Source organism: Sorangium aterium (assembly GCF_028368935.1).
Classification (GTDB): domain Bacteria; phylum Myxococcota_A; class Polyangia; order Polyangiales; family Polyangiaceae; genus Sorangium; species Sorangium atrum.
In genome coordinates this window covers 391,940-414,873 of sequence record NZ_JAQNDK010000003.1, presented here as the reverse complement: position 1 = coordinate 414,873, position 22,934 = coordinate 391,940, and the positions used below count along the sequence as shown (strand labels likewise).

At 72.4% G+C, this 22,934-nt stretch carries 18 protein-coding genes; 8 read left to right on the top strand and 10 right to left on the bottom strand.

From position 1 onward, the window contains the following. Positions 1-5: 5 nt before the first annotated feature. On the bottom strand, positions 6-566 hold the full coding sequence (locus POL72_RS25935) for a hypothetical protein (RefSeq protein WP_272098249.1): 561 nt from the start codon (positions 564-566) through the stop codon (positions 6-8). A 1,015-nt stretch (positions 567-1,581) separates the two neighbouring features. After that, positions 1,582-2,004: a hypothetical protein gene (locus tag POL72_RS25930; protein WP_044964995.1), complete on the bottom strand. Its 423-nt coding sequence runs from the start codon at positions 2,002-2,004 to the stop codon at positions 1,582-1,584. A 459-nt stretch (positions 2,005-2,463) separates the two neighbouring features. Here POL72_RS25930 and POL72_RS25925 point away from each other — a divergent pair, with 459 nt between their 5' ends. From POL72_RS25925 to POL72_RS25915, 3 genes are all read left to right on the top strand, one after another. Further along, positions 2,464-4,284 (top strand): hypothetical protein, encoded by a 1,821-nt coding sequence (locus tag POL72_RS25925; protein WP_272098248.1) that lies wholly within the window; start codon positions 2,464-2,466, stop codon positions 4,282-4,284. 67 nt (positions 4,285-4,351) lie between these two features. Next, entirely contained in the window at positions 4,352-5,743 is a 1,392-nt protein-coding gene (locus tag POL72_RS25920) for a pyridoxal phosphate-dependent aminotransferase (RefSeq protein ID WP_272098247.1), read from the top strand. Positions 5,744-5,833: 90 nt separating this feature from the next. After that, positions 5,834-8,095, top strand: a complete 2,262-nt coding sequence (locus POL72_RS25915) for a serine/threonine-protein kinase (RefSeq protein ID WP_272098246.1) — start codon at positions 5,834-5,836, stop codon at positions 8,093-8,095. A gap of 49 nt (positions 8,096-8,144) precedes the next feature. On the opposite strand, the gene POL72_RS25910 is transcribed toward POL72_RS25915, so the two are convergent. Then, positions 8,145-8,576, bottom strand: coding sequence for a response regulator (locus POL72_RS25910; RefSeq protein WP_272098245.1), 432 nt, complete (start codon positions 8,574-8,576; stop codon positions 8,145-8,147). A gap of 203 nt (positions 8,577-8,779) precedes the next feature. Between POL72_RS25910 and POL72_RS25905 the strand changes: the two genes are divergently transcribed. The 3 genes from POL72_RS25905 to POL72_RS25895 all read left to right on the top strand — a co-directional run bounded on the left by POL72_RS25905 (position 8,780) and on the right by POL72_RS25895 (position 11,719). Beyond that, positions 8,780-9,286, top strand: coding sequence for a DUF2505 domain-containing protein (locus POL72_RS25905; protein ID WP_272098244.1), 507 nt, complete (start codon positions 8,780-8,782; stop codon positions 9,284-9,286). 229 nt (positions 9,287-9,515) lie between these two features. Continuing rightward, complete coding sequence (locus POL72_RS25900) at positions 9,516-10,853, top strand: NAD(P)/FAD-dependent oxidoreductase (protein WP_272098243.1); 1,338 nt, start codon at positions 9,516-9,518, stop codon at positions 10,851-10,853. An 86-nt stretch (positions 10,854-10,939) separates the two neighbouring features. Continuing rightward, positions 10,940-11,719, top strand: coding sequence for a hypothetical protein (locus POL72_RS25895; protein ID WP_272098242.1), 780 nt, complete (start codon positions 10,940-10,942; stop codon positions 11,717-11,719). Positions 11,720-11,743: 24 nt separating this feature from the next. On the opposite strand, the gene POL72_RS25890 is transcribed toward POL72_RS25895, so the two are convergent. The 3 genes from POL72_RS25890 to POL72_RS25880 form a co-directional block, all read right to left on the bottom strand. After that, a complete protein-coding gene (locus POL72_RS25890) occupies positions 11,744-13,234 on the bottom strand; it encodes a tetratricopeptide repeat protein (RefSeq protein WP_272098241.1) in 1,491 nt (496 codons plus the stop codon). A 95-nt stretch (positions 13,235-13,329) separates the two neighbouring features. Then, positions 13,330-15,492 carry a serine/threonine-protein kinase gene (locus POL72_RS25885; protein ID WP_272098240.1) on the bottom strand — a complete coding sequence of 721 codons (2,163 nt, stop codon included), beginning with the start codon at positions 15,490-15,492 and terminating at the stop codon, positions 13,330-13,332. Positions 15,493-15,536: 44 nt separating this feature from the next. After that, a complete protein-coding gene (locus POL72_RS25880; protein WP_272098239.1) occupies positions 15,537-16,193 on the bottom strand; it encodes a hypothetical protein in 657 nt (218 codons plus the stop codon). A gap of 150 nt (positions 16,194-16,343) precedes the next feature. Between POL72_RS25880 and POL72_RS25875 the strand changes: the two genes are divergently transcribed. Next, entirely contained in the window at positions 16,344-17,531 is a 1,188-nt protein-coding gene (locus POL72_RS25875; protein ID WP_272098238.1) for a lipin/Ned1/Smp2 family protein, read from the top strand. A gap of 26 nt (positions 17,532-17,557) precedes the next feature. Here the strand turns inward: POL72_RS25875 and POL72_RS25870 are convergent, their stop codons facing one another. Together POL72_RS25870 and POL72_RS25865 are read right to left on the bottom strand one after the other, a co-directional pair. Then, the gene (locus tag POL72_RS25870) at positions 17,558-18,376 is read right to left on the bottom strand and encodes a lysophospholipid acyltransferase family protein (RefSeq protein WP_272098237.1); all 819 of its coding nucleotides are present in this window, start codon (positions 18,374-18,376) and stop codon (positions 17,558-17,560) included. Positions 18,377-18,594: 218 nt separating this feature from the next. Beyond that, the gene (locus tag POL72_RS25865; protein ID WP_272098236.1) at positions 18,595-19,563 is read right to left on the bottom strand and encodes a hypothetical protein; all 969 of its coding nucleotides are present in this window, start codon (positions 19,561-19,563) and stop codon (positions 18,595-18,597) included. Between the two features lie 270 nt (positions 19,564-19,833). Between POL72_RS25865 and POL72_RS25860 the strand changes: the two genes are divergently transcribed. After that, positions 19,834-20,271, top strand: a complete 438-nt coding sequence (locus POL72_RS25860; protein WP_272098235.1) for an acyl-CoA thioesterase — start codon at positions 19,834-19,836, stop codon at positions 20,269-20,271. A gap of 38 nt (positions 20,272-20,309) precedes the next feature. Here the strand turns inward: POL72_RS25860 and POL72_RS25855 are convergent, their stop codons facing one another. Beyond that, positions 20,310-21,869: an AMP-binding protein gene (locus POL72_RS25855; RefSeq protein WP_272098234.1), complete on the bottom strand. Its 1,560-nt coding sequence runs from the start codon at positions 21,867-21,869 to the stop codon at positions 20,310-20,312. Continuing rightward, positions 21,857-22,930: a mandelate racemase/muconate lactonizing enzyme family protein gene (locus POL72_RS25850; protein WP_272098233.1), complete on the bottom strand. Its 1,074-nt coding sequence runs from the start codon at positions 22,928-22,930 to the stop codon at positions 21,857-21,859. Before POL72_RS25850 ends, POL72_RS25855 begins: the two co-directional genes overlap by 13 nt. Between the last annotated feature and the right edge of the window lie 4 nt (positions 22,931-22,934).

The following is a 22,934-nucleotide window of genomic DNA, read 5'->3' as shown; positions in this document are numbered from 1 at the left end:
GAAGCTCACTCGGGCGGGAGCGCGCTCCGCTTGGCCTTGAGATCGTAGGCCATGCCGCACGGCAGCGCCGCGAGCACCGGCGCCACGCTGAGCTCTCCGGCGACGAGGTCCTCGCACCGCGACCCCGCCGTGGGCACGAATTCGAAGGACATCGTCGCCTTGAACCCGGCGACGTCATCCCCTCTGCCGCCGAGCTGCCCGAGCGCTCGGTCGCGGCGCTCGACGGAGCACGGCGGCCCCGGCGGCGCGTCGCCGGCGCGCATGTCCACCACCACGCGCCCGTCGATCGAGAAGCTCACGTCGTCGTCGTCGATGACGCCTGGGATCACGCTGGCGCCGTTGTTCCAGTACAGGGACCCGTCGCCGCGCGCGAGCTCGACGTCGAACTCCCACAGGCGCTTCGCGCCGAGCGCCCCCTCCCCGCACGTGTTCGCCGTCTGCGTCCCGACCACGTGGAACGCGCCGAGCGCGGTCCCCCGCTCCGGCGCTTCCTGATCGCCGAAGGCGTCGGCGCAGGCTGGAAGCAAGGGCAACGCCGGCAGCAGCGCGAGCAGCAGCATCCGCATCGAGCCCGCGTACCAGACAGGCACGGCGCAGGACAAAAAAGCGCTCGCAGGCAATGGAAATAAAAACGGGTCGGGTGCTTTGCTCGCACCCGACCCGTCCCGTGGGCCTCTACCGGAGGCCTTCTGGACCCCGCTTGATCCCGCCTGTGCGGCGCCCCCCCTGTCCCATCGCGACGAGCGTTCGGCCCCGGAGCGCCGGTGAGAATCGTTGCTGGAAGACCTGAGTCTTCCTCGATTCCCTCTCTGCCGGCCTCGCGGAGGTCGCGATGGCAGTCAACAGGTTATCGAGCGCCGGACCTGGCCGAGCGCGGTAGCGTTTTGCAAGGCCCCGATGACCCTGCGTCCACGCTCCACGAGGGTCAGCCGTTCCCAGCCTCCGGTATAGAAGAGCCACTGGTACTGTGCATGGTGTCCATCCCTCCTCCGGCTTGCCGGCACCCCGCGCCGGATCGAAAGAGATCGTCCGGCATGGCAAGGGTGTTCGATTGCGGATCTGCGGAGAGCCCGCCGATCTGGTGTCGACCCCGGCACCGTGGTGCTCCACGGCAGGACCATCCTGGAGCTGATGCTCCGTCCGAGGCCGAGGACCAGCCTATCACCGCTGTTCAGGCGAGCAAGGGGCTCACGCACCGAAACATCGAAAGCGATTCTCTTCCATTCCATCCATGTCTACCCGCGGTCCGCAGGGTCCCACCCTCCCACCGCGTCTCGCAGCGCAGCCGGGCAGGCGTCGTTCGACGTCGCACGTCGCACGTCGCACGTCGCACGTCGCACGTCGCACACGGCCAGGCAGGCGTCACCGGGAGCAGCGGCCAGGCAGGACGAGGTGCAAGGCGCATCTCGGCAGGACGAGGCGCAGCGCTCCGGCGAGACGACGTGCCGGACGCACGCGCGCAGCTGCCGGAACAGGTAAGGTGGAACAACGGCGAGGACGCCGGCAAGGACGTTGGACGGCGGGCCCGCGCGCCGTGACCTCCGCCGCCCGCGCCGCAGCGCGAGTGGGGCCGCGCGCCCGTCAGACGTGCGCGAACCAGCTCGCCTCCTCGCCCTCCGGCAGCGCCGTGGCGAGGACCGCGAGCATCGCGTCGATCTCTTCCTTCGTGTGGACGCCGCTGCGCAGGATGGCCGCCGGACCGTCGCCCCCAGGCACCACGACCGACTCCACGGCGAGCGCGGTGTTGACTCCATAGCCGTAGGACGCAAGCGTCACGACCGCGGTCGCTTCCCGGTCGTCGAGCAGCCTCCGGATCGTCAGCGTGCGGCGCACGCGCTCGCTGTCCTCGGCCCACGACGCGAGCCACGCCCGCGCCGCCTCGTCGAGGCCGACGAGCACGAGCTGCGCGGGAGGCAGCGCGTCAGGATCGGCCGCGGCGACGGCGGCGCGGTGGAAGCCCCGCACCTCCCGGCACCAGAGCGGCGGCGCGCCGTCGACGCGCACGAGAAAACCGTAGGGGCCACGGACCCCCTCTCGCTCCGAGCCCCCCGAAGAAGCAGAAGAGAAACTGTCGTTCGACACGAGGGGAGACGATACACGAGCTCTGCTCGGCGGAGGAAGCCCGCTCAATTGCGCAGCACGTCGAGGCGACATGGCTCCGCCCCGGTCACACCTGTCACACGCACGCCGCCTGGGTACGCTCGCCGATGCCCATGGCGACCACAACGAGAGCGCCACACTCCTGGGATTTCGGCTAAGGTGGCCCCGCCTCCCCCGTGGAGCCCGTCCGGGACGGGGTGCGTCCTGCACCTACGGCGTCGCCCCGGCCCCGACGGGCTCCAGCCCGCAGCGACGGGTCGGGGCGGCAGCAGCGCCCGATGTCGGGCGCGCTGCCGCGGAAGGCCGGCGAAGAGGCCCGCCGGCGCATCCCGCGTCACCTCGATCCCGATCGAACCGCAGGCAATGAAGCTCACGTCACAACAAGTCATCGAGATCGTCATCGCGCTCTGCGCCTACTTCGGCGTCGCGTTCGCGCTCAACTGGTTCACCCCGGCGCGCTTCCGCGTGCTCGCGCGGTACAGCACGGTCGCCGCGGGCGTCGCGCTGTTCTTCTATGGTCTGGACCGGTACATCGACGAGCACGCCCGCGCCGTGGACATGGCGAAGGTGGCGATCGCGATGGGCGCCGCGCTCTGCGTCTTCTACGAGACGCACCGCGAGGGGATGCGCCGTCCGATCGCGGAGCGCTGGAAGCGGTTCGCCGGCGTCGCGCTCGGCGTCGCCGCCATCATCGCGTACTTCAACGGCTTCCGCTTCGGCTATCCCAAGTATTACCACCGCTGGGATCAGTTCCATTATTACATGGGGGCCAAGTACTTCCCGGAGATGGGGTACGACGGCCTCTACAAATGCGCGCTGATCGCGCAGGACGAGCTGGGGCTCGTCACGTACACGAACGAGGACACGGGGCGGCAGGTCAAGCTCGACATGTCGAAGGAGGTCCGCCACCCGGACAAGAAGATCCGGAACCTCGGCGGCGACAACCTCCTCATGCCGGCGAGCGAGGTGCTCGCCAACCCCGAGATCTGCAAGGCGCACTTCGCACCGGAGCGCTGGGATGCGTTCAAGGCCGACGTGCAGTTCTTCCGGACGGCCTCGGACAAGGGCTACTGGGAGGACATGCAGAAGGACCACGGCTACAACCCGCCGCCGGTCTGGACGATCATGGGTAAGTTCTGGGCGGACCTCCAGCCGGCCAGCACCCGCTACCTCCAGTTCCTCGCCAGCTTCGATATTTTCTATCTGCTCGGGATGTTCGCCGCCCTCTACTGGGCCTTCGGGTGGCGGGTCTTCGCCGTCGCGGCGATCTTCTGGGGGTGCCAGTCGTCGGCGCCGTTCTACTGGACGGGCGGCGCGTTCCTCCGGCAGGACTGGCTCTTCTACCTGGTCCTCTCGGCCTGCCTCATCCGGAAGCGCTACTTCAAGCTCGCGGGCGCGAGCATGGTGTACGCGGGCCTCCTGCGCATCTTCCCGGGCCTGCCCGTGATCGGCTGGCTCACCGTCGCCGGGATTCACCTCGTCCGCCACAAGCGCATGGCGAGGTCGCACGTGCAGGTGCTGATCGGCGGCGCCCTCGCGGCCGCCGTGCTCATTCCGGTGAGCATGAAGGTCTCCGGCTCGGACTCGTACCGGCAGTTCTACGAGCACACGCTCAAGGTGCACGACCAGACGCCGCTGACGAACCACATGGGCCTCCGCGTGCTCGTCTCCCACGAGCCCGGTACGGGCGTCGAGTCCGGCCGCATGAAGTACACGAAGGACACGAAGCTCGTCGATCCGTTCGAGGTCTGGAAGCGGATGCGCAACGAGCGCTACGCGAAATATCGCTGGATCGCCTACGGGATCATCGCCGCGTCCCTGGCGGGCTTCGTCTACGTGTGCCGGCGGGTCCGCTCGCTGTGGGTGGCCCAGTGCCTCGCCCAGATCTTCGTCATCCTGCTCTCGCAGCTCACCTGTTATTACTATTCATTCATGATCTTGAGCGCGCCGCTCACCCGGGTGAAGCGCCAGATCGAGGTGCCCCTGTTCGGCCTGGCGGCGCTCAGCCAGTTCATCTGGATCACGTTCAACTACAACGACGACAAGTACACGGTGCTCACCGCTGTCTCACTCGCCTTCTGCTATTACCTGCTCTGGATCTTCTCCGGTAAGACGATGCCGTGGGCGCGGCAGCCCGAGCCGGCGAGCGAGGACGGCGGAAAGCCGACGGCCCAGCAGGCCTGAGGCGCTCGCCTCCTGCTGGATCACCACGGCAGCGCATCTCATGCCTGGAAGTGCCTGGAAACGAACGATGACAGAAGTAGAGCGAGAGCATCCCGACGAGCGAGGCGATCTCCAGGGAGACGAGGCCCGGCCCAGCGATCCTGGGGCGCCGGCCGACCGGGGGAACACGCCGGCCCCGCCGCGCGGCGACGAGCGGGCGGTCCACGCTTTCCGGAAGGTCCCGCGGACGGGCGTCATCTACGTGACGACCGAGGCCGCGCGCCTCGGGTTCAAGGCAGGCGCCGACGAGGGGACGGACGGCTGGTGCAACCTCGGGCAGGGCCAGCCGGAGACGGGCCCGCTCCCGGGCTCGCCCCCGCGCTGCGCGGCGGTGCCGATCTCCGGAGACGACCAGGAGTACGCGCCGGTGGCCGGCCTCTGGGAGCTGCGCGAGGCGATCGCGTCGCTCTACAACCGCGCTTACCGGCGGGGCATGCCGTCGCGCTACACGGCCGAGAACGTGGCCGTGTCGGGCGGGGGTCGCATCGCCCTCACCCGCGCAGCGGCGGCGCTCGGGCAGATCAACCTCGGCCACTTCCTCCCCGATTACACAGCGTACGAGGAGCTGCTCGACGTCTTCCGGCTGTTCTCGCCGATCCCGATCCTGCTCGAGGGCGAGCGCGGCTACTCGTTCTCGGTCGGCGACCTGCGCCGCGAGATCCTGGGCCGCGGGCTGAGCGCGATCCTCGCCTCGAACCCCTGCAACCCGACCGGGAAGCACGTGCGCGGCGAGGAGCTCGCCGCCTGGGTCCGCACGGCGAAGGAGCTCGATTGCGCGCTCTTGCTCGACGAGTTCTACTCGCATTACGTCTACGGGATGGGCGACGTCGCCCCGATGGAGAGCGCGGCGCGCTACGTCGAGGAGGTCGATCGCGATCCGGTCGTGATCTTCGACGGCCTGACCAAGAACTGGCGCTACCCCGGCTGGCGCGTCACCTGGACGCTGGGGCCGCGCGAGGTCATCGAGGCGGTGGCGAGCGCCGGCAGCTTCCTCGACGGCGGCGGCTCCAAGCCGATGCAGCGCGCCGCCGCAGAGCTGCTCACCATCGAGCACACCCGCGCCGAGACGACGGCCATCCACCGGACGTTCTCGCACAAGCGCGAGATCATGCTCGAGGGGCTGCGCAAGCTCGGCGTCACGGTCGACGCGGCGCCCGAGGGCACGTTCTACGTCTGGGGCTCGGTCGCGGATCTGCCCCCGGGGCTCTCCGACGGCTACGGCTTCTTCCGGGCGGCCCTCGGGGAGCGGATCATCGTCGTGCCGGGCGAGTTCTTCGACGTCAACCCCGGCAAGCGCCGGGCGGGGCGGCCGTCGCGGTTCCGCCACCACGTCCGTTTTTCTTTCGGCCCGAGCGAGGACGTCCTCGTCCGGGCGCTCGGGCGGCTCGAGCGCATGGTAGGCGAGCGTCGCCGGGCCTGACACCGGCGGCGCCGCGCAGGGGAGCGGGAAGACGGGGCCGAGCGCCAGGTCTTGTCGCGCTGCACGTCTTCCGACATGGTGGGGGAGCGCGTGGCCAAAGATCCGTGGAGTGATTGGAACGACGACGACCCCGGTAACTTCCAGCCGGGCGATACGATCGGCCCCTACGAGCTGCTGTTCCCGGCAGCCGTGGGCGGCATGGCCGCCGTGTGGGCTGCGCGGCTCAGGCGGCCCAACGGGTCCGTCCAGATCGTCGCCGTCAAGCTGCTGTCGGACGCGATGCGCGGGGATGACGACGCGCGGGCGATGTTCCTCGACGAGGCGTGCACCGCGTCGCGGATCCTCCACCCGAACGTCGTGCACATCCTCGCGTACGGCGAGGTCCGCGATCGGCCGTACCTCGCGATGGAGTGGATCGACGGCGCCCCGATCGCGAAGATCTTCTCGAACCAGAAGGCGAAGCGCGCGCTCCTGCCGCTCGGCTGGGTGCTCCACGTGATGATCGCCGCGTGCGCCGGGCTGCACGCGGCGCACGAGGTCCGCGACGACACGGGCGAGCTCCTCAACCTGATCCACCGCGACGTCACGCCGGAGAACGTGATGGTGACGTTCGACGGCATGGTCAAGGTCGTCGACTTCGGCGTCGCGAAGACGCGGGCGCGCGCGCAGACCAGCCGCGTCGGCGCGATCAAGGGCAAGACGGGGTATTTCTCGCCCGAGCAGGTCATGGGCGGGGCGCTCGACCGCCGCAGCGATCTCTTCTCGATGGGCGTGCTGCTCTACCTCCTGGTGACGGGCCACACGCCGTTCCGCGGCAAGGGCCCGCTGGAGGCGATGCAGCAGATCGCCAACCGCAACCCGCAGCCGCCGCGCGAGATCATGCCCGAGGTCCACCCGGAGCTCGACCGCATCATCATGCGCGCGCTCGCCAAGAACCCGAACGAGCGGTACCAGACGGCCGCGGAGCTGCGCCGCGATCTCGAGCAGGTGAGCGTCGCGGTCCGCGAGAGCTACACCGACAAACAGGTGGGCCAGCTCGTCCGCGATCTGCTCCCCGGGGTCGCCGAGGCGCGCAAGGAGCGGATCGATCAGGCGCTCGACGAGCTCGATCGGATCCTCGCCGAGCGCGCCCACCCCCAGAAGCCGCAGGCCTCGCGCCCCGAGGACGCGACCGAGGTGATGCTCCGGCGCATCTCCATGCTGCCGATCCTGCAGGACGGCCCGGAGGCGACGGAGGGCGGGGGCGCGGCCGACGCGGCGCCGCCCTCGTCCCCGGCAGGCCCCGCGAGCTCGCGCATGTCGGGGCCCGCGAGCTCGCGCATGTCGGGGCCCGCGAGCTCGCGCATGTCGGGGCCAGCGAGCTCGCGCATGTCGGGGCCGGCAAGCTCGCGCATGCCGGCGCCGACGAGCCCGCGCCGCGCGAACGCCGATCCGATGCGCAAGTCGAATCCGGACGCGACGCGCAAGTCGAATCCGGATGCAACCCGCAAGTCGAACCCGGACGGGGCAGGCTCGCCGTTCGATTTCCCGGCGGGGCTTTCGCCGCTGCCGCTGATCCCGCCGCCGCTGCACGTGGGGCCGCCGGCGCCCCCGGGGCCGGCGGCTCACGTCGGTCCGGCGGCGCACGCGGGCGGCCCCGCGAGCGCTGTCGCGCCGGCGCCCGAGCGCCGCGCGCGCCCGGCCCCTGCGACGTGGTCCTTCGTCCGCGTGGCGTTGCTCGCGCTGATCGTCCTGGGCCTGATCGCGGCCGCTGCGTTCGCGCTCGCGCGTTCCGGCCGCCTGCCGTTCGGCCGTGTGGTGGTGCCGTCCGCCAGCCCCAGCGCCTCCGTACCGGCGGTGCAAACGCCCGATGCCGGCGCCGATGCCGCGGCGAAGCCGAGCGCGTCGGCGACGGCCGCCACGGTCGCGAGCGACGCCGTCGCCGATGCCGCGGCCCCGATCGACGCGGCCGCGGCCGAGCAGATCGCCGACGCGGCCGCGCAGGTCGACGCGGCCGACGCGGCCGCGCAGGTCGACGCGGCCGCGCAGGTCGACGCGGCCGACGCGGCCGCGGATGCCGCGGTCCCCGCCGACGCAGGCGCCCCTCTCCCGAGCGGGCAGCCGGCGTACATCCCCGGCGCCGCACCCGCGCCGGGGACGCCGTACCCGGGCTCCTCGGTCACCCCTGCGCCGCGCGTCCCGGGACCCTTGCCGACGCCATCCGTCACCGGGTGGCCTCCGCCACGGCCCTCGCTCCAGCCCGCGCAGCCGGCGACTCCACCCACCCCCGCGCTGCCGCGCGGGCCCGTCCCCGGCCAGGCGCCGCCGCGGCCGCGCCCCGCTGCGCCGCCCCTCGACCTGGCGCCGCGGTAGCGCCTTCAGACCGGCCGCAGCGGCCTCCCGCACGGCCGGCGGATCGCGCTCAGTGCTCCTTCGGCTTCTCGGGCTGCGCCTCTTCGGACGGCGGGGACGGCGTGGCGCGGGCGGCGGCTTTCTTCAGCGAGGACTCCGCCAGCGACACCAGCATGGCGAGGTTCACCGGCTTCGAGAGCAGGAAGATCGCGTGCCGACGCAGCGCGCGGATACGAGCCTGCTGCGACTCATCGGCCGTCACGACGAAGACGGGCGTGTCCCGGTTCAGCGCCCCCTTGGCCGAGAGCGACTCGAGCACGCTGAAGCCGTCGACCAGCGGCATGTGCAGGTCGAGCACCACGAGATCGAACTTGCGCGCGGAGAGCCGGCGCAGCGCCGGCGCCCCGCCGTTCGCCTCCTCGACCTCGCCCAGCGGGCGGAGCGAACGCACGAACATGGATCGGATCGCGGCGTCGTCGTCGATGACGAGGATGCACGTCACAGCGTCATGCTCGCACGGATGCAGAAGCGCTGGAAGCCCGCCGCCCGCGCCCGCATCGCCCGACGCGCGCAACGCAGACGGACGCATTGTCCTCGCAGATCCCGTGTTCAGCGGTCCCGGCCGAGACATGGACGCCACGTACGGGCTGCGGTACACGCAGAGCCAGACGTCATCGAACCCGCGCACCGCAAAGGAACGATCCCATGGGCAAGTTCACCCTCACACACGAGATCAACTGCAACCTCGAGACGTTCTGGAAGCTGTTCCTGGACAAGACATTCAACGAGGAGCTCTACAGGAAGGAGCTCGGTTTCCCCGAGTTCACGATCACGGAGCAGGTCGAGACGGCGACGGAGATCATCCGGAGGTCGGCCGGGAAGCCGAAGATGAATCTGCCCGGCCCCGTCGAGAAGCTGCTCGGCTCCGGGTTCCGCTACACCGAAGAGGGCAGGCTGAACAAGGCGACGAAGGTGTGGACCTTCAAGCTGACGCCAAGCACCCTGGCCGACAAGATGCGCAACGAAGGCGTGGTGCGCGCCGAGGCCATCGGCGACAACAAGGTGCGTCGGACCGCCGAGATCACGATCGAAGCGAAGGTGTTCGGCGTCGGCGGCATGCTCGAGAGCAGCGCCGAAAAGGAGCTGCGGCAAGGGTGGGAGCTCAGCGCGGTCTTCATGAACAAGTGGATCGCCCAGGGCAAAGCCGCTTGACCGGGCCGATGGCGATCGATCGGCCCCTGCTGCGCACCGCCTGGGGCGCCTGACGCAAGCGCTGCCCGACGAACGGACGGCGACGCCGACGAGAGGGGATCGCGAGCGGCCATCTCGCGGCCTCCGTCCCGCGAACGAGCGAGGGCGCCGCCTTCACGTCCAGGGTCAAATCGGGAGATCTGCGGCTCCTGCTCTTGCTGCGGTGGCACACGGGAACCAGGGCCACGGCATGGAGCACGTCGTCATCATCGGTGCCGGCTTCGGCGGCCTCTACGCGGCGCGGGCGCTCCGGCGCGAGCCGGTACGCGTGACCGTGATCGACCGGCACAACCATCACACGTTCCAGCCCCTCCTGTACCAGGTCGCGACGGCGGGCCTGAGCGCGAGCGACATCGCCACGCCCATCCGCCACGTGCTGCGCAAGCAGAAGAACACGAGCGTGATCCTCGCCGAGGTGAAGGCGATCGACCCCGTCCAGAAGCGGGTGATCTTCGAGGACGGCGAGCTCGGCTACGACAAGCTGATCGTCGCGGCCGGGGCGTCGCACTCGTACTTCGGGAACGACGCGTGGGCGGCCTTCGCGCCCGGGCTCAAGACCGTCGAGGATGCGCTCGAGATTCGCCGGCGCGTCCTCGTCGCCTTCGAGGCGGCCGAGCGCGAGCCCGATCCGGCGCGGCGGAGCGCCTGGATGACGTTCGTCGTGGTGGGCGCGGGTCCGACGGGCGTCGAGCTCGCCGGTGCCCTCTCGGAGCTCTCGAGGCACACGCTCAGGCGCGAGTTCCGGCACATCGACCCGAGCAAGGCCCGCATCGTCCTGCTGGAAGGGGCCGGGCAGGTGCTGCCGTCGTACGTCCCGGAGCTCGGCGAGAAGGCGAAACAGCAGCTGGCCGCGCTCAATGTGGAGGTGCGGACGAACTGCCGCGTCACCGGCATCGACGAGGAGGGGGTCTCGATCGGCGACAAGCGGATCGAAGCCAGGACCGTGCTCTGGGGGGCCGGCGTGGCGGCGTCGGCAATCGCCCGCACCCTCGGAGCGCCGCTCGACCGGGCGGGGCGCGTGCTGGTGGCGCCGGACCTGACGGTGCCGGGTCACGAGGACATCTACGTGATCGGCGACCTCGCGTCGCTGAAGCAGGAGGACGGGACGCCCGTGCCCGGCGTGGCGCCCGCGGCGATCCAGGGAGGGCGCCACGCCGCGCGCAACGTCTCGCGCACCTTGCGGGGGCTGCCGCGGCTGCCGTTCCGGTACAACGACCGGGGATCCATGGCGACGATCGGGCGCGCGGCGGCGGTCGCCGACTTCGGCAAGCTGAAGCTCTCCGGGTTCCTGGCGTGGCTCGCGTGGCTGTTCGTCCATATCCTCTTCCTGATCGGCTTCCGTAACCGCTTCCTGGTGCTGTTCTCGTGGGCCCTGTCCTACGTGACCTACCAGCGCGCCTCACGGTTGATCACGGGCGAGATCCCGCCGCTCCTGGAGGACCACCACGCGCCGGAGCTCGAGGCGCGCAAGGACGGTGGCGCCGTCAGGAGGCACCAGCCCATGGAGCCCGCGCGCACGCGCGCCTAGGCGCGGCCCTGGAGCACACACGCCACGCGCCGGCGACCTGCGCTCGTCTGGACCTTGGCGACGGAGCTGCGTTAGCGTCATTGACCATGACGATCCATCCCGGACAGGGCGCCCCGACGCATCCGTGGCGAGCGCTCCTCGCCAGCGCAGCACCTCTCGCCGCACTCCTGCTCAGCGCCCCCTCCGCCTTCGCGCAGGCGCCTCCTGCTGCGTCCGCGCCGCCGCGCGCAGCCGCCCCTGCCGGCGCCGAGCCGCAGCCCGCGCCCTACGGAGCCCCCGCGCCGTACGGCGCGCCTGCCCCCTACGGGCAGCAGCCCGGCTATTACCCGCCTCCCGGATACGCCCCGCCTCCGGGCTATGCCCCGCCTCCCGGCTACGCCCCGCCTCCGGGCTACGCCCCGCCGCCCGGATACGCCTCGACCCCCGGCTCGTACCCGGTCGGCCCGAGGATCATGAACTACGAGGAAGGGCAGGCCGTCCCGGAGGGTTACCGCGTCGAGGAGAGGGCGCGCCGCGGCCTGGTCATCGGCGGCGCCGTGACGTTCGGGGTCACCTACATCCTCTCGGCGATGGTCGGGCTCGTCGCGGAGAGCGCGGACAGGGCGAGCGGCGGCAGCGGGGAGAGCTACCTCCCGCTCTACATCCCGCTCGCCGGCCCCTTCATCACCGTCGGCACCGCCGATGCGAAGGGCGGCGGCGTCTTCGTCCTCATGGTCGACGGGCTGGCTCAGGTCGCCGGGGCCGCGATGTTCATCGGCGGCCTCGCCGCGCCCGAGAAGAAGCTCGTCCGCAACGACGTCTCCCTCTCGGTGAAGCCGATCGTCACGGGCGACGCCGTCGGGCTCGGCGTCTCCGGCTCGCTCTGAGCGCGCGCCGCCCGCGGCTCGGCGTCACGGCACGACGGGCGGCGTCTCATCCATCGTCTTGACGGCGCGCTTGGCCCTGCGGCGCACGTCGACGTGCAGCGACTCGTCGAAGTTGATGGCCGAGAACGCCGCCCGCGCCTCGATGTTCTTGCCGAGCGCGGCGTACGCCTCGGCCTCGTTCCATCGCAGCTTCCAGTCGCGCTTCGCGAGATCCGAGAGCCTCGCCGCATCGGCGATGATGTCCGGGTACCGCTGCTGCTTCCCGAGCTCGGTCCAGTGCTCGGCCCGGAGATCGTCGTCCCCGGGCGCGAGCGCGACGGCCGCCGCGAAGCCCGCCAGCGCGTCGTCGATCCGACCTGCGACGAGCTCGGCGCGGGCGAGCGAACGGCGCGCGCCGGCGCTCTCGGGGTGAGCCGCGACGAAGGCGGCGAGCGCGGGGATCGCCTCGTTGACCTTCTGGATGTCCGCGGGATCGCTCGGCCAGAACCGGAGCGAGAGCGCCGCGAGATCGCCTGGGTCGCTCTCCAGCGCGCGCTCGACCGCGGCGGGCACCTCCGCTCCGCGGCCCGCCTGGGACAGGCACTTGGCGAGCTCGACCCAGGCGCCCGACGAGGACGGCGCCGTCGCGACGAAGGCCTCGGCCGCGGCGAGCGCCTCGTCGGTGCGCCCGAGCGATCGGAGCGCGGCGATCCGCGCGAGGTGCGCGCGCTCGCCGCTCGCCCCTTCGCCCGAGGCGGCGACGGCGCGCTCCGCCGCGGCCAGCGCGACGTCGTGGCGGAGCTCGCGCTCGTGGTAGGCGAGCTGCTCGAGATAGAAGGCGCCGTCGCGCGGCGCCGCGTCCCACTGGCCCGCGAGGTACTCGAGCACCGCGTCGGAGCGCACGTAGACGAGCGAGGCCGCGTCGCGCGGGTTCTCGTAGATCGGCGTGAGGACCCCGAGCTGGACCATCGCATCCAGCGCCGGCTGGCAGTCGGGCTTCGCCTCGAGCGCGAGCACCATCTCGTCGAGCGCGGCGTCTTTCTTCTGCATCGCCAGGTGCACTTGCCCGACCGCCACGTGGTAGTCGGCGTCCCCCTGGAACGTCTTTCGGATCGCCTGGAAGCTCTTCAGCGCCGCGGGGTGATCGCCCATGTTCGCCTGCGCCGAGGCGAGGTTCAGACGCGCGGCGTGATCATCGGGATCCATCGTGATGATGCGCTTGAGCGCCGAGATCGCCTTCTCGTAGTCGCGCTCGCCGAAGGCCTTCTGCGCGCGCTCCCAGACCGGAGCCTTGTCGAGGAACGCCTCGAATTGCGAGACGAGCGTGCTGTTCTGCTTGCGCCAGACGCCGCTCTTGCCGGGCTCGGAGTTCGTGAGGAAGTCCTTGATCCACTTGCGGGCGGCGTCGATGCCGAGCCCCTTGTCGGCCAGCCCTTCGAACTCACCCCGAGGCACCGGCATGCGCGCGGGGATCCCCTGCCGGCGCGCCGTGGTCTCATCCAGGCCGATCAGCACCCAGTCGCTTTGCTCGCTCATGATCCAAGGACGGTAGCCGCCGTGCCCCGCCGGGATCAAGCGACGTCTCGGCGCGCGGCGCGTCGCGCGTCGCGCGCTCGCGGGCGCAGCGGCGCTCAGGAATAGAACCAGGCCAGCAAGACGAACGCCATGAAGGCCGCCGCCGCGACGGCGAGCGCGAGCGCGCGCGGCACGCCGAGGAGCATCGGCCGGAGGCTGGCCTGAAACGCGTCAGCGTCCGCAGCGGTGGGCGGGCCGATCGCGTCGCCCGCAGCGTCGCCCCGGACGGCGAGCGCAGCGGATGGCACGCCTGCCGCGTCGCTCCTCGCGGGGCCGGTCGCCATGAGCTGCTGCGCCGCGCTCGCGTCCCCGGGCGCCGGAGTCAGCCGATGCGGGGGCGCGCCGAAGTCCGAGGGCCTCGACGTGGCGGGTGGTGCCAGGTGCTCGAGGCCGAGCTGGGCGAGGATGGAGCGCTGCTCGTTGCCCCACGCGACAGGCAGCGCGGTCGTCTCGGGCGCGAGCGTGAGCGGCGTGGACATGACCTTGTGCATCGCCCGCTCGAGCGCGAGCGCCTCGTCGAGGCGGTGCGACGCGCGCTCCGGGGCGGCGCTCGCGGAGAGGCGCAGCGCCTCGGTGGCCATCTCGGAGAGGTGAGCAGCCACCTTGGCCAGCGCCAGCTTGCGCTCGGCGTGGGCGACCGCGAAGCGCGCCTCCTCGCGGAGCCGGAGCGCCTCGGTCGTGAGGCGGTCGACCTCCGCGTGCAGCGGCCGCGCGCCTCCCGGCGCGCCTTGCGCCGTGAGCGGTGTGTCGGCGTCATGATCCACGGCGAACGCGGCCACCCTCGAGATCGAGGGCGTCGCCTCGTTCCCGGGCGTCGCGCGCGGCTCGTTCCCGAACATCGGCAGCGGCTCGCTGTCCCGCTCGGTGATGGATCCGTACGAGGGCAGGCTGCTGCGCCGCCGTCCTCCGCCCGAGCTGGAGGACCCGGGGTCGGCGCGCCCCCTGCCGTTGCTGCCGACGACGACCGTCGCCTCGTCGGCCGTCTCGGAGGCCATGGCACCACGCCGGCCCAGATCGTCGTCCGCGGCGTCCACGTCGCTCGGCGTGAGGCCGGTCGGCGAATGGGACAGCGTCCCGCGGCGCGCCTCGATGTCGGTCGCGTCGTCGGCCTGAGCGCGCGCCCCCCCGTCGCCGCGCTGCCGTCCGGGGGCGCTCGCCCCCCTGCCCCGCGGATCGGCCGATGGCCGGCGCGGGATCGCCCGCGCCGTCGAGAGCGAGGGGCGCGGCGCCTTGGCGACCCCGGCGAAGCCGCCGGAGACGGCGCGCTCGAACCAGCGCATCTGCCTCATCGCGTTGCGCCGCACGAAGCGCCCGAGCGCCTCCTCGTTGCCCTCGTGGTACCCGTGGCTGTGCAGCCAGCCCTCCAGCCGAGCGAGGATCTCGTCCGCGCTCTGGAAGCGCGACGGCGGGTCCCTCTCGAGACAGCGCATCACGATCGACACGAGCTCCTTGTCGATCTTCGGCCGGAGCTCCCGGAGATCGGCCGCCGGCTGCGTCGACATGCTCCGCAGGAGCTCGTAGTCGCTCGTCGACGGCCACGGGTGCTTGCCGGTGAAGAGCTCGAACAGCACGACGCCGAGCGAGAACAGGTCGGAGCGCTTGTCGGCGGCGCCCCCGCGGGCCTGCTCCGGCGCCATGTACGTCGTCACGCGGCGGCGCGCCCCGACGGCCGTCGTCATCACGCGGAGCGACGATTTGGCGAGCCCGAAATCGGCGATCTTCACCTCGCCCTGGAAGCCGACGAGCACGTTGCCCGGCGTCAGATCGCGGTGCACGAGGTTGAGCAGCGCGCCGCCTGGCGAGCGGAGCTCGTGCGCCGCGCTGAGCCCGCGGCAGAGCGTCGCGCCGACGTGGACGACGAGCCGCTCGGAGAACATCTCGCCCGTGTCGAAGACGGTCTTCATGAGCCGCGCGAGGCTCACGCCCTGCACGAGCTCGACGGCGAAGTACCATCCCTGCTCGTCCGTCCCCCAGCCCGCGACCTCGACCACGTTCGGGTGCTTGAGCGCCGCGGTCGTGCGCACCTCGTCGAGGAACCGGGTGGAGACGTTCTGATCCTCGGCGAAGTGCGGGTGCAGCCGCTTGACGGCGAGCAGCTCCCCAGGCCGGTGCGGACCTGCCGACCTGCAGAGATCAACGCGGGTGGTGGCCCCGGACGCGATCTCTGCAAGGAACTGAAGCGAGAGCGCAGCCGGCGCGGGCTCGGGGAGCCGAGACATGCACGGAGAAGTCTAGCGGGCGACGGCCCCCAGCGGAAAGAGCATCAGACGCCCGCGCGCACCGCGGCGATCGCGGCGGCGACCCCGGAGGGGGTGGCCTTGAGGTGCACGTCCAGGTGGTCATCCTTGGTCTTGAGCGCACGGACACCGAGCACCGGCGCGCAGATGCGCAGCGCCCGCGCGACCGTCGGATTCCCGCCGAGGGCCGGGATTTTGAGGAGATCCAGGGTAATCCTGTCATCCTTCGCGTCGATCAGCGCGGCGGGCCGCTTGGGCATGAAGGAGACGAGATCGCCCGGCTTGTTCAGGTCGATCGCCCCCGAGCCGATCAGCCCGGCGATCGGCGAGGCCTCGTCGCCCATCACCTGCAGCTTGAGGTCGGCGATCCGCAGGCCGACCTGGATCGCGTCCGCGCGCACGTCGAGCTCCTCGGCGAAGGCCGTGAACGAGGCCCGGATCGGGGCGCCCATGACCTTCACCGTCAGCGCGAGGCGCAGGCCCGGGGGCGCGGCCTCGATCACGATGTCCTTCGGCGCGCGCTTGCCGCCGCTGAGCTCTCTCGCCAGATAGCGCAGCGCATCGATCGGGACGCCGAACCGCAGGCGGAGCGCGCCGCGCAGCGCCCTCGCGATCTCCTCGGGGTGCGCCTTGAGATAGTCACCGGCGTGGCGGAGCAGGGCCTTCGGGTCGGGCTTGGGCATCGTTAGGGCAGCTACGATTGCCCCGAGTCAGGCCAGCACGCAAGGGGCGAGCGCGGTCCACAGCGGGGCCATCGACGACCTGAGGTCGCTGTTCGAATGGGGGCGACTCGGTCACACTCGGGCCCGATGCAGACCAGGAACCTACTTGTCATGGCGACAACAGTGCTCGCGATCGGCTGCGGATCGGCCGACGCGACGCTCGAGTGGGCGCCGAGCGGCGACGGGGGCGGTGGCCAGGGCGGCGATGGCGATGGCCGGGGCGGCGATGGCGACGGCGAGAACAGCGGTGGGGGCCAGAGCGATGGCGGCGGGGGCAAGGGCGATGGCGGCGGCGGCGCACCGAGCGGCGAGGACGGCGGTTCGAGCGGCGACGGGGCGCCGGGGGCCTTCTGCAACCCACCTCCGGCGTGCGATGCGCCGCCGCCGGATCCGGGCGAGGAGCTCGCGTGGAACCACCCGTCCTCGTACCTCATCGCCGGTGCTGGGAGCCCCAACCACCGCGGACGCGATCTCTACCTGACGCCCGATGACCCGCAGTGGATCATCGGAAAGTTCGCCTACGGGATCACGGACAAGGACCTGAAGGATGAGCGGGTCGACATCTATCTGCTCCGCGGCTGCGGCGGCGCGTGGGAGCGCCTCGGCTCGGCGACCACGACGGAAGCGGACTCGGCGCACCGCGCGGTCGAGGGCGTCAGCGATGACGGCGGCCGCGTCTATTTCGAGATCCCCGCGGCGCAGCGGCTCGGTCCGGGCCGGCACCGGGTCCACCTGGTCGTCCGCGGCGACCTCTCGAGCACCGACCTCTTCATCGAGGTCGTCCAGCGGGGCGCCCCGGTGTTCGTCAGCGACGTCGATGGGACGCTCACCGGCACGGAGACCGAGGAGTTCACCTCGCTCCTCCTCGGCGAGCTGCCCGACGTGCACGCGCACGCCGCGGCGGCGTTCCACCGGCTCACGTCGAAGGGCTACCGCCCGATGTACCTGACCGCGCGGCCGGAGTGGCTCGTCCAGCGCACGCGCGACTTCCTCGAGGCGTACGGCTTCCCGCCTGGCATCGTGCACACCACGCTGAGCCTGACCGGCGCGGTGGGCGACCGCGCCGTGGAGTACAAGACAGCGGAGCTGGAGCGGCTGTTCGACGGAAGGGAGATGATGCCCGCGTGGGCCTTCGGCAACACGGCGACCGACGCCGAGGCCTACGACAACGCCGGCGTGATGCCGCTCGCGCAGCGCGTGTTCTATCGGTTCGACGATGAGTCGCACGGGGGCCGTCGCATCGACGGCTACGACGAGCTGTTCGCCGAGATCGACGCGCTCCCCAGCCTCTGCGATTGATCCACCCCCGCCGGCGCGTCCGCCCGTCAGCCGGACGCCTGCTCGGTCCGGGCGCCGCTCGCCCGCGCCTCCGATGCGGCCGCGGCGCCGGCCGGCGCTTCGACGCGACCGCCGATCGAGCGGAGGAGCTCGCTCACCGCGGCGTGGGCGCGCTCGCGCAGCTCGTTGACCCGCGCGCCCTCGCGGCCGTCCGGGCGCACGGCCATCGGCGCGCCGACCCGGACGCGGACGATCCGCAGGGTGCCGTCGCCGGTGTCGATGGCGCCCTTCTTCATGAGGAGGTGCGTGCCGTCGATGGCGACCGGCACCACGGGCACGCCGGCGCGGACGGCTGCATAGAAGCCGCCGTTCTTGAACTCCCGGAGGATGCCGTCCTCGCTCCGCGTCCCCTCGGGGAAGACGAGCAGCGGCTTGCCGCTCCTGAGCACCTCCTCGAACCGCGCGATCGCCTCGACCGCGGCGCGGGAGCCGACCGTGCGATCGACAGGCACATGGCCCGCGAGCCGGAGGTGCCAGCCGAGGAACGGGATCTTCATGAGGGAGCGCTTGGCGGCCCACTTGAAATCGCCTGGCAGAACGGCGCCGAGGGCCAGAATGTCAAGGAGGCTCTGGTGGTTCGAGCAGTAGACGAACACCCCGGGAGGGACGTTCTCGAGCCCGCTCGCCTGGATCTCGATATCGAGCCCTCGCGCGCTCGCCTGACACCAGCGGCGCATCGCCCACAGGCTCGCCGAGCGCTGCGGCGTGAGGGGGCCCAGCGTCAGAGACACTGTGCCGTACGCCATGGTCCTGAGGGTGAAAGGGACCCACTGGCGCGTCGCCAGCCATGCGCTCTTGAGATCCATACTACAGCGCTTACCACTCTCCATGTCGGGCGAAAACGCGTAGTGTCTTGCGCACCATCGCTGTGTGCGAGCGACGTTGCTCGACTCCAGATCGCCGCTCCGCGACGCGGCGAGATCGCGATCCGGCGTTCGCCCACGTCGGAAGCTCGCCATGAGTCGGGACGGCTCCGCCGGCCAGGGTGGCGGCTCGAGCGACGCGCTCTTGGGGCGCCGTGCGGCTACGGCTGGAGCGGCGGCGTGAGCAGCCCCCAGCCGACCGTGGCCGGCCGCCCGGCGCGCTCGAACTTCACCGTGTACAGGCCTGTCTCTTCGGCGCTCTGCACGACGGCTGGGCGCAGCGCGCCGACCCATTCGGCCCAGACGCTCGCCCCGATCTTGAGCTGCGGCTTGACGGGGAGCGGACGGAGCGCCGATTCGTCGGCGAGCAGCGCGGCGCCGCCGTAACCGAGGGCAAACCACCGCGCGGAGCTGCTGGACAGCGACGTCAGGACGGCGCCTGGCTCGGCCGCGGGACCGCCGAGCCGCGACACGAGCAGCACGTGGCGCCACGTCTCGCCGTCCTTCCATGCGGCGAAGTTGCCGGGCGCGAGCCCCGCGGTCTGCACGACGAAGCGAACGCCCTTGAGCTGCGCGAGCGGGGTCCGCGGGTCCATGTCGGTGTAGCGGACCTCGATCTTGTCCTTCACGAAGCGGGTGAGGACGGCGTGCTTCATGACGCCGTTCCACTCCGTGAGCAGCGGGTCGTGGGGCCGGAGGCGGGGCGCGTCCGGCACGGGGATGACGTAGCCCGGGTGAACCTTGTACGACGGTCCGCCCCTCCCCTCGACGATGAGGTCGTCGCCGTCGAAGCCGACCACCGTGCCCGCGTACAGCACGAGCGTGGACCCGAGCTTGGCCCCGGCGAGCATCCGGTCCGAGAAGGCGAACACGCGGCGGCCTGGCTCGAGCTTGATCGGATACGGGGGGAGGCCGAGCGGGTTCGACGCGTGCGCCGCGCCGGTCGGCGCCGAGGACTCCGCGAACGCAGGCCGCGGCAGCGCAGCGACGGGCGGGCTCTGGGAGGGCATCGGCGTCGGGGTCGACGCCGGCGCCGACTCGCACGCAGCCGCGAAGCACGCCGCGAGGAGGCAGGCGAGCGCCGCGACCACGCCGCGGGAGCGCGGCGCTCGGGCCGCGAGGCATCGCATCGCGCGGCGCTCGCTCTCCTTCGCGGTGGCGCGACGCAGCCTGCGGGACCCGGCCCCGAGACCGCCGGGACGTCGGTCAGCCATCGCGGGCGAGCATGGACCGCGAAACGGACGACGGCGAGCGGAAAGGGACAGGGGAACGACGCGACGAAGCGCCGCCGGTCCGACGTGACCGCCCGCGTCAGAGCCGGAGAAGGAGGGCGCCGCGGTGCGGCGGAGCACCGCGCTCCTCGCGACGTGAGCAGCGCCTCTGCGCTACCCTGCGGCGCGATGAAGCGCGCGTTCAGCGTCGATGAGCTCAAGCAGACCGCGCCGCGCCTCGCCGTGGAGCGCCGCGCCGTGCGCTTCCAGGACGTCGACGCGGCCGGGATCGTCTTCTATCCGCGGGTCCTCGAGTATTTCAGCGACGCTTACATGATCGCGTTGAAGGAGCGAGGCGTCGACCTCCCCGCCATGATCGCGGGCGGCACGATCAAGCTGCCGCTCGTCCACGCCGAGGCGGACTACCTCCTGCCGCTCCGGTTCGGCGACGCCATCGAGGTCGAGGTGCTCGCGCCGAAGCTCGGCGACACGTCGTTCACGGTGGGCTACCGCGTGACGACGGCGGGCCGGGTCGCCGCCATCGGGCAGACCGTGCACGTGTGCATCGACGGCGCGCGCTTCACGCCGTGCCCGCTCCCGGGCGATCTGCGCAGCGCGCTCGCATAGCCGCTCCGAGCGACGACTGCCGGACGGCGCGCCGGGCGCTAGCGCGGTGGGAACGGGGCGAGCGCAGCCGCGAGCTGCGCCGCCGCGCCGGCGCGATCGAGCTTGCCGGCCGCGGTGAGCGGCAGCGCCGCGACGGCGCAGAGCCGCCGCGGGCGCTTGTGCGAGGCGAGCCGCGCCGCGACGACGGCCGCAAGATCGCCGAGCAATGCGGGCGAGGGCGCGGCGCTGCCCGTCGCGCCGGGCGCGCCCCGATCCGGGACGATCGCCGCGGCGACGACCTGGCCCCAGCGCTCGTCAGGCACGCCGAACACCACCGCGCCGGCGACGCCCGCGCAGGACGCGAGGACCTGCTCCACCTCGGCGGGGTAGACGTTCTCGCCGCCGGTCACGATGAGATCGCTGCGGCGCGCCGCGACGTGCAGCCGCCCGGCGGCGTCGAGCGCGCCGAGATCGCCGGTGCCGAACCACCCGGCGCCGTCGACCGCGAGCTCCGGCGCGCGGTCGGGGCCGCGGTAGTAGCCGCGGAACAGCACCGGGCCGCGGATCTCGATGCGGCCCACGCCGTCGCTGCCGGCGCCCTCGATGCGAAGCTCGACGCCGGCGATCGGGGAGCCGGAGCCCGGCTCCCTCGTGCGCGGATCGCGCGGGCGCTGCGCGGTGACCTGCGAGCACGCCTCGGTGAGGCCGTACGTGGTGAGCGCCGGGATCCCGCGGCGCGCGCACTCATCGAGCGCCCGCTCCGGAGCGCCCGCGCCGCCGACGAGCACCGCCCGGAGCCGGGCGAGGACGTTGTCGCGATCGGCCTCCAGCAGCGCGAGCAGCATCGTCGGCACCACGGAGAGCAACGTCGCGCGATCGCGGACGATCGAGGCGAGCACCGAGGCGGGATCGAAGCGCGGCGCGAGGATGACAGCGCGCCGCGCGAGCAAGCAGCGGGTCACGATCGAGAGGCCACCGACGTGGCAGAGCGGAAGGCAGAGCAGCCAGCGATCGTCGTCGCGCACGCCGAGGTTGGCCGCGCTCCCCTCGGCGGCGGCGAGGATCGCCCGGCGCGAGAGCACCGCGCCCTTGGGACGCCCGGTGGTGCCCGACGTGTAGACGATCGCCAGATCGCCGGATGTGTCCGGGGGCGGGACGCGCGCGGCCTCGGCGGCGCGCGCCCCGCGCTCGCGGAGCGCGCCGATCTCCGGCGCGGCGTCGTCGAGCAGGGCGGCGAGCGCCGGCGCGCGCAGAACGAGGTCGGGGCGCGCGTCGTCGATCAGGAGGCTCGCCTCGCCGGCCGTGAGCCGGGGGTGGATCGGGACGAGCACGGCGCCGAGCGCGAGCAGCGCGTGGATGACGACCACGGTCCCGAGCGCGTTCGGGGCGACGAGCGCCACGCGGGCTCCCGGCCCTACCCCCGCGCGGGCGAGCCGGGCGCACACGGCCGCGACCGCGGGTGCCAGCTCGCCGAAGCGGAGAGCGCCGCCGGGGCCTAAGCCGAGAACGGGGACGTCGATCGCGCGCGGCGCGTCGTCCACGGCGCCGCCGTGGACGATCGCTGTCCGGGCGGCGGTCGCCGGATCGCGCGCGGCATCGAGGAGGCTCAGGCCGTCCATGGCCGGATGCCGAGGCCGGGCCGATCGCTGGCCGCGACCAGGCCGCCCTCGCGGAGCTGCGGGATCTGGATCGCGGGCCACGCCTCCAGACCGGCGTGCGCGTCGAGGCCGCACGCGAGCGGCGGGCGCGGCAAGGCGAGCGCGAGCTCGCACGAGGCGGCGAGCGCGATGGGCCCGTCGAAGAGGTGCGTCACCACGGCGTCGATGCCGCGCGCCTGCGCCCTGCAGCCGAGCGCGTGCGCGCGCAGCAGGCCGAGCATCGCCGGCTTCAGGATGAACGCAGCGCAGCCTTCCGCTTCGAGCAGGCGCTCCGGCATGCCCTCGACCGCGAGCGACTCGTCGGCCGCCCACGGGACCTCGCGCGCGCCGAGGTGATGGAGGAGCTCCGGCGCGACCGGCTGCTCGACGAAGCGCGGGCCGAGCGGCGCGAGGAGCGCGAGCCGACGCGGCGCCTCGTCGAGCGACCATGCCGCGTTCGCGTCGAGCCGGAGCTCGACGCCCGGGTGCTCCCGCCGCAGCGCGCGCAGCGCCTCGAGGTCGCGCGCGAAGCCGTCCTCCCCGCGCGAGCGGAGCTTCACCTTGATCGCGCGGACGCCGCGCGCGGCGAGCGCGCGAGCGCGCTCGAGCATCTCCGGCAGCGCCACCGAGGTCGTGAGCAGGCCGTTGACCTGAACGTCGGCGTGGCGCCGGTGTCCGCCGAGGCACGCCGACATCGAGAGGCCGAGGCGCTGGCCCAGCAGATCGAGAAGCGCCGTCTCCACGGCGAAGCGCGCCGCCGGGAGATGGCGCAGCCGCGATGACAGCGGCGCGAGCGCGCGCAGGATCGCGGACGCCGCGACCGCCGGTGTCGCGCCCTCGGCCGGCGGGTCGATCGCGCCGATCGCCCCCGGCAGCTCGGCGAGCGCGCGCTCGTCTTCGTCGGCCGTGTCGGGCGAGAAGCCCGGGAGCGGCGTGGCCTCGCCCAGGCCGACGCGCCCGTCGTCGTCGGTGAGCGACAGCACGAGGCCCCGGCGCGCGCCATCGAGGATCCGGGACGCGAGGCGGGCATCGACGACGCGCATGATC

Bases quoted from the DNA above. Each gene is read 5' to 3' on its own strand.
- POL72_RS25885 (WP_272098240.1), bottom strand. From the start codon at position 15,492: ATGTCTCGGCTCCCCGAGCCCGCGCCGGCTGCGCTCTCGCTTCAGTTC.
- POL72_RS25890 (WP_272098241.1), bottom strand. From the start codon at position 13,234: ATGAGCGAGCAAAGCGACTGGGTGCTGATCGGCCTGGATGAGACCACG.
- POL72_RS25895 (WP_272098242.1), top strand. From the start codon at position 10,940: ATGACGATCCATCCCGGACAGGGCGCCCCGACGCATCCGTGGCGAGCG.
- POL72_RS25850 (WP_272098233.1), bottom strand. From the start codon at position 22,930: ATGCGCGTCGTCGATGCCCGCCTCGCGTCCCGGATCCTCGATGGCGCG.
- POL72_RS25860 (WP_272098235.1), top strand. From the start codon at position 19,834: ATGAAGCGCGCGTTCAGCGTCGATGAGCTCAAGCAGACCGCGCCGCGC.
- POL72_RS25905 (WP_272098244.1), top strand. From the start codon at position 8,780: ATGGGCAAGTTCACCCTCACACACGAGATCAACTGCAACCTCGAGACG.
- POL72_RS25865 (WP_272098236.1), bottom strand. From the start codon at position 19,563: ATGCGATGCCTCGCGGCCCGAGCGCCGCGCTCCCGCGGCGTGGTCGCG.
- POL72_RS25875 (WP_272098238.1), top strand. From the start codon at position 16,344: ATGGCGACAACAGTGCTCGCGATCGGCTGCGGATCGGCCGACGCGACG.
- POL72_RS25900 (WP_272098243.1), top strand. From the start codon at position 9,516: ATGGAGCACGTCGTCATCATCGGTGCCGGCTTCGGCGGCCTCTACGCG.
- POL72_RS25880 (WP_272098239.1), bottom strand. From the start codon at position 16,193: ATGCCCAAGCCCGACCCGAAGGCCCTGCTCCGCCACGCCGGTGACTAT.
- POL72_RS25920 (WP_272098247.1), top strand. From the start codon at position 4,352: ATGACAGAAGTAGAGCGAGAGCATCCCGACGAGCGAGGCGATCTCCAG.
- POL72_RS25925 (WP_272098248.1), top strand. From the start codon at position 2,464: ATGAAGCTCACGTCACAACAAGTCATCGAGATCGTCATCGCGCTCTGC.
- POL72_RS25935 (WP_272098249.1), bottom strand. From the start codon at position 566: ATGCGGATGCTGCTGCTCGCGCTGCTGCCGGCGTTGCCCTTGCTTCCA.
- POL72_RS25855 (WP_272098234.1), bottom strand. From the start codon at position 21,869: ATGGACGGCCTGAGCCTCCTCGATGCCGCGCGCGATCCGGCGACCGCC.
- POL72_RS25870 (WP_272098237.1), bottom strand. From the start codon at position 18,376: ATGGATCTCAAGAGCGCATGGCTGGCGACGCGCCAGTGGGTCCCTTTC.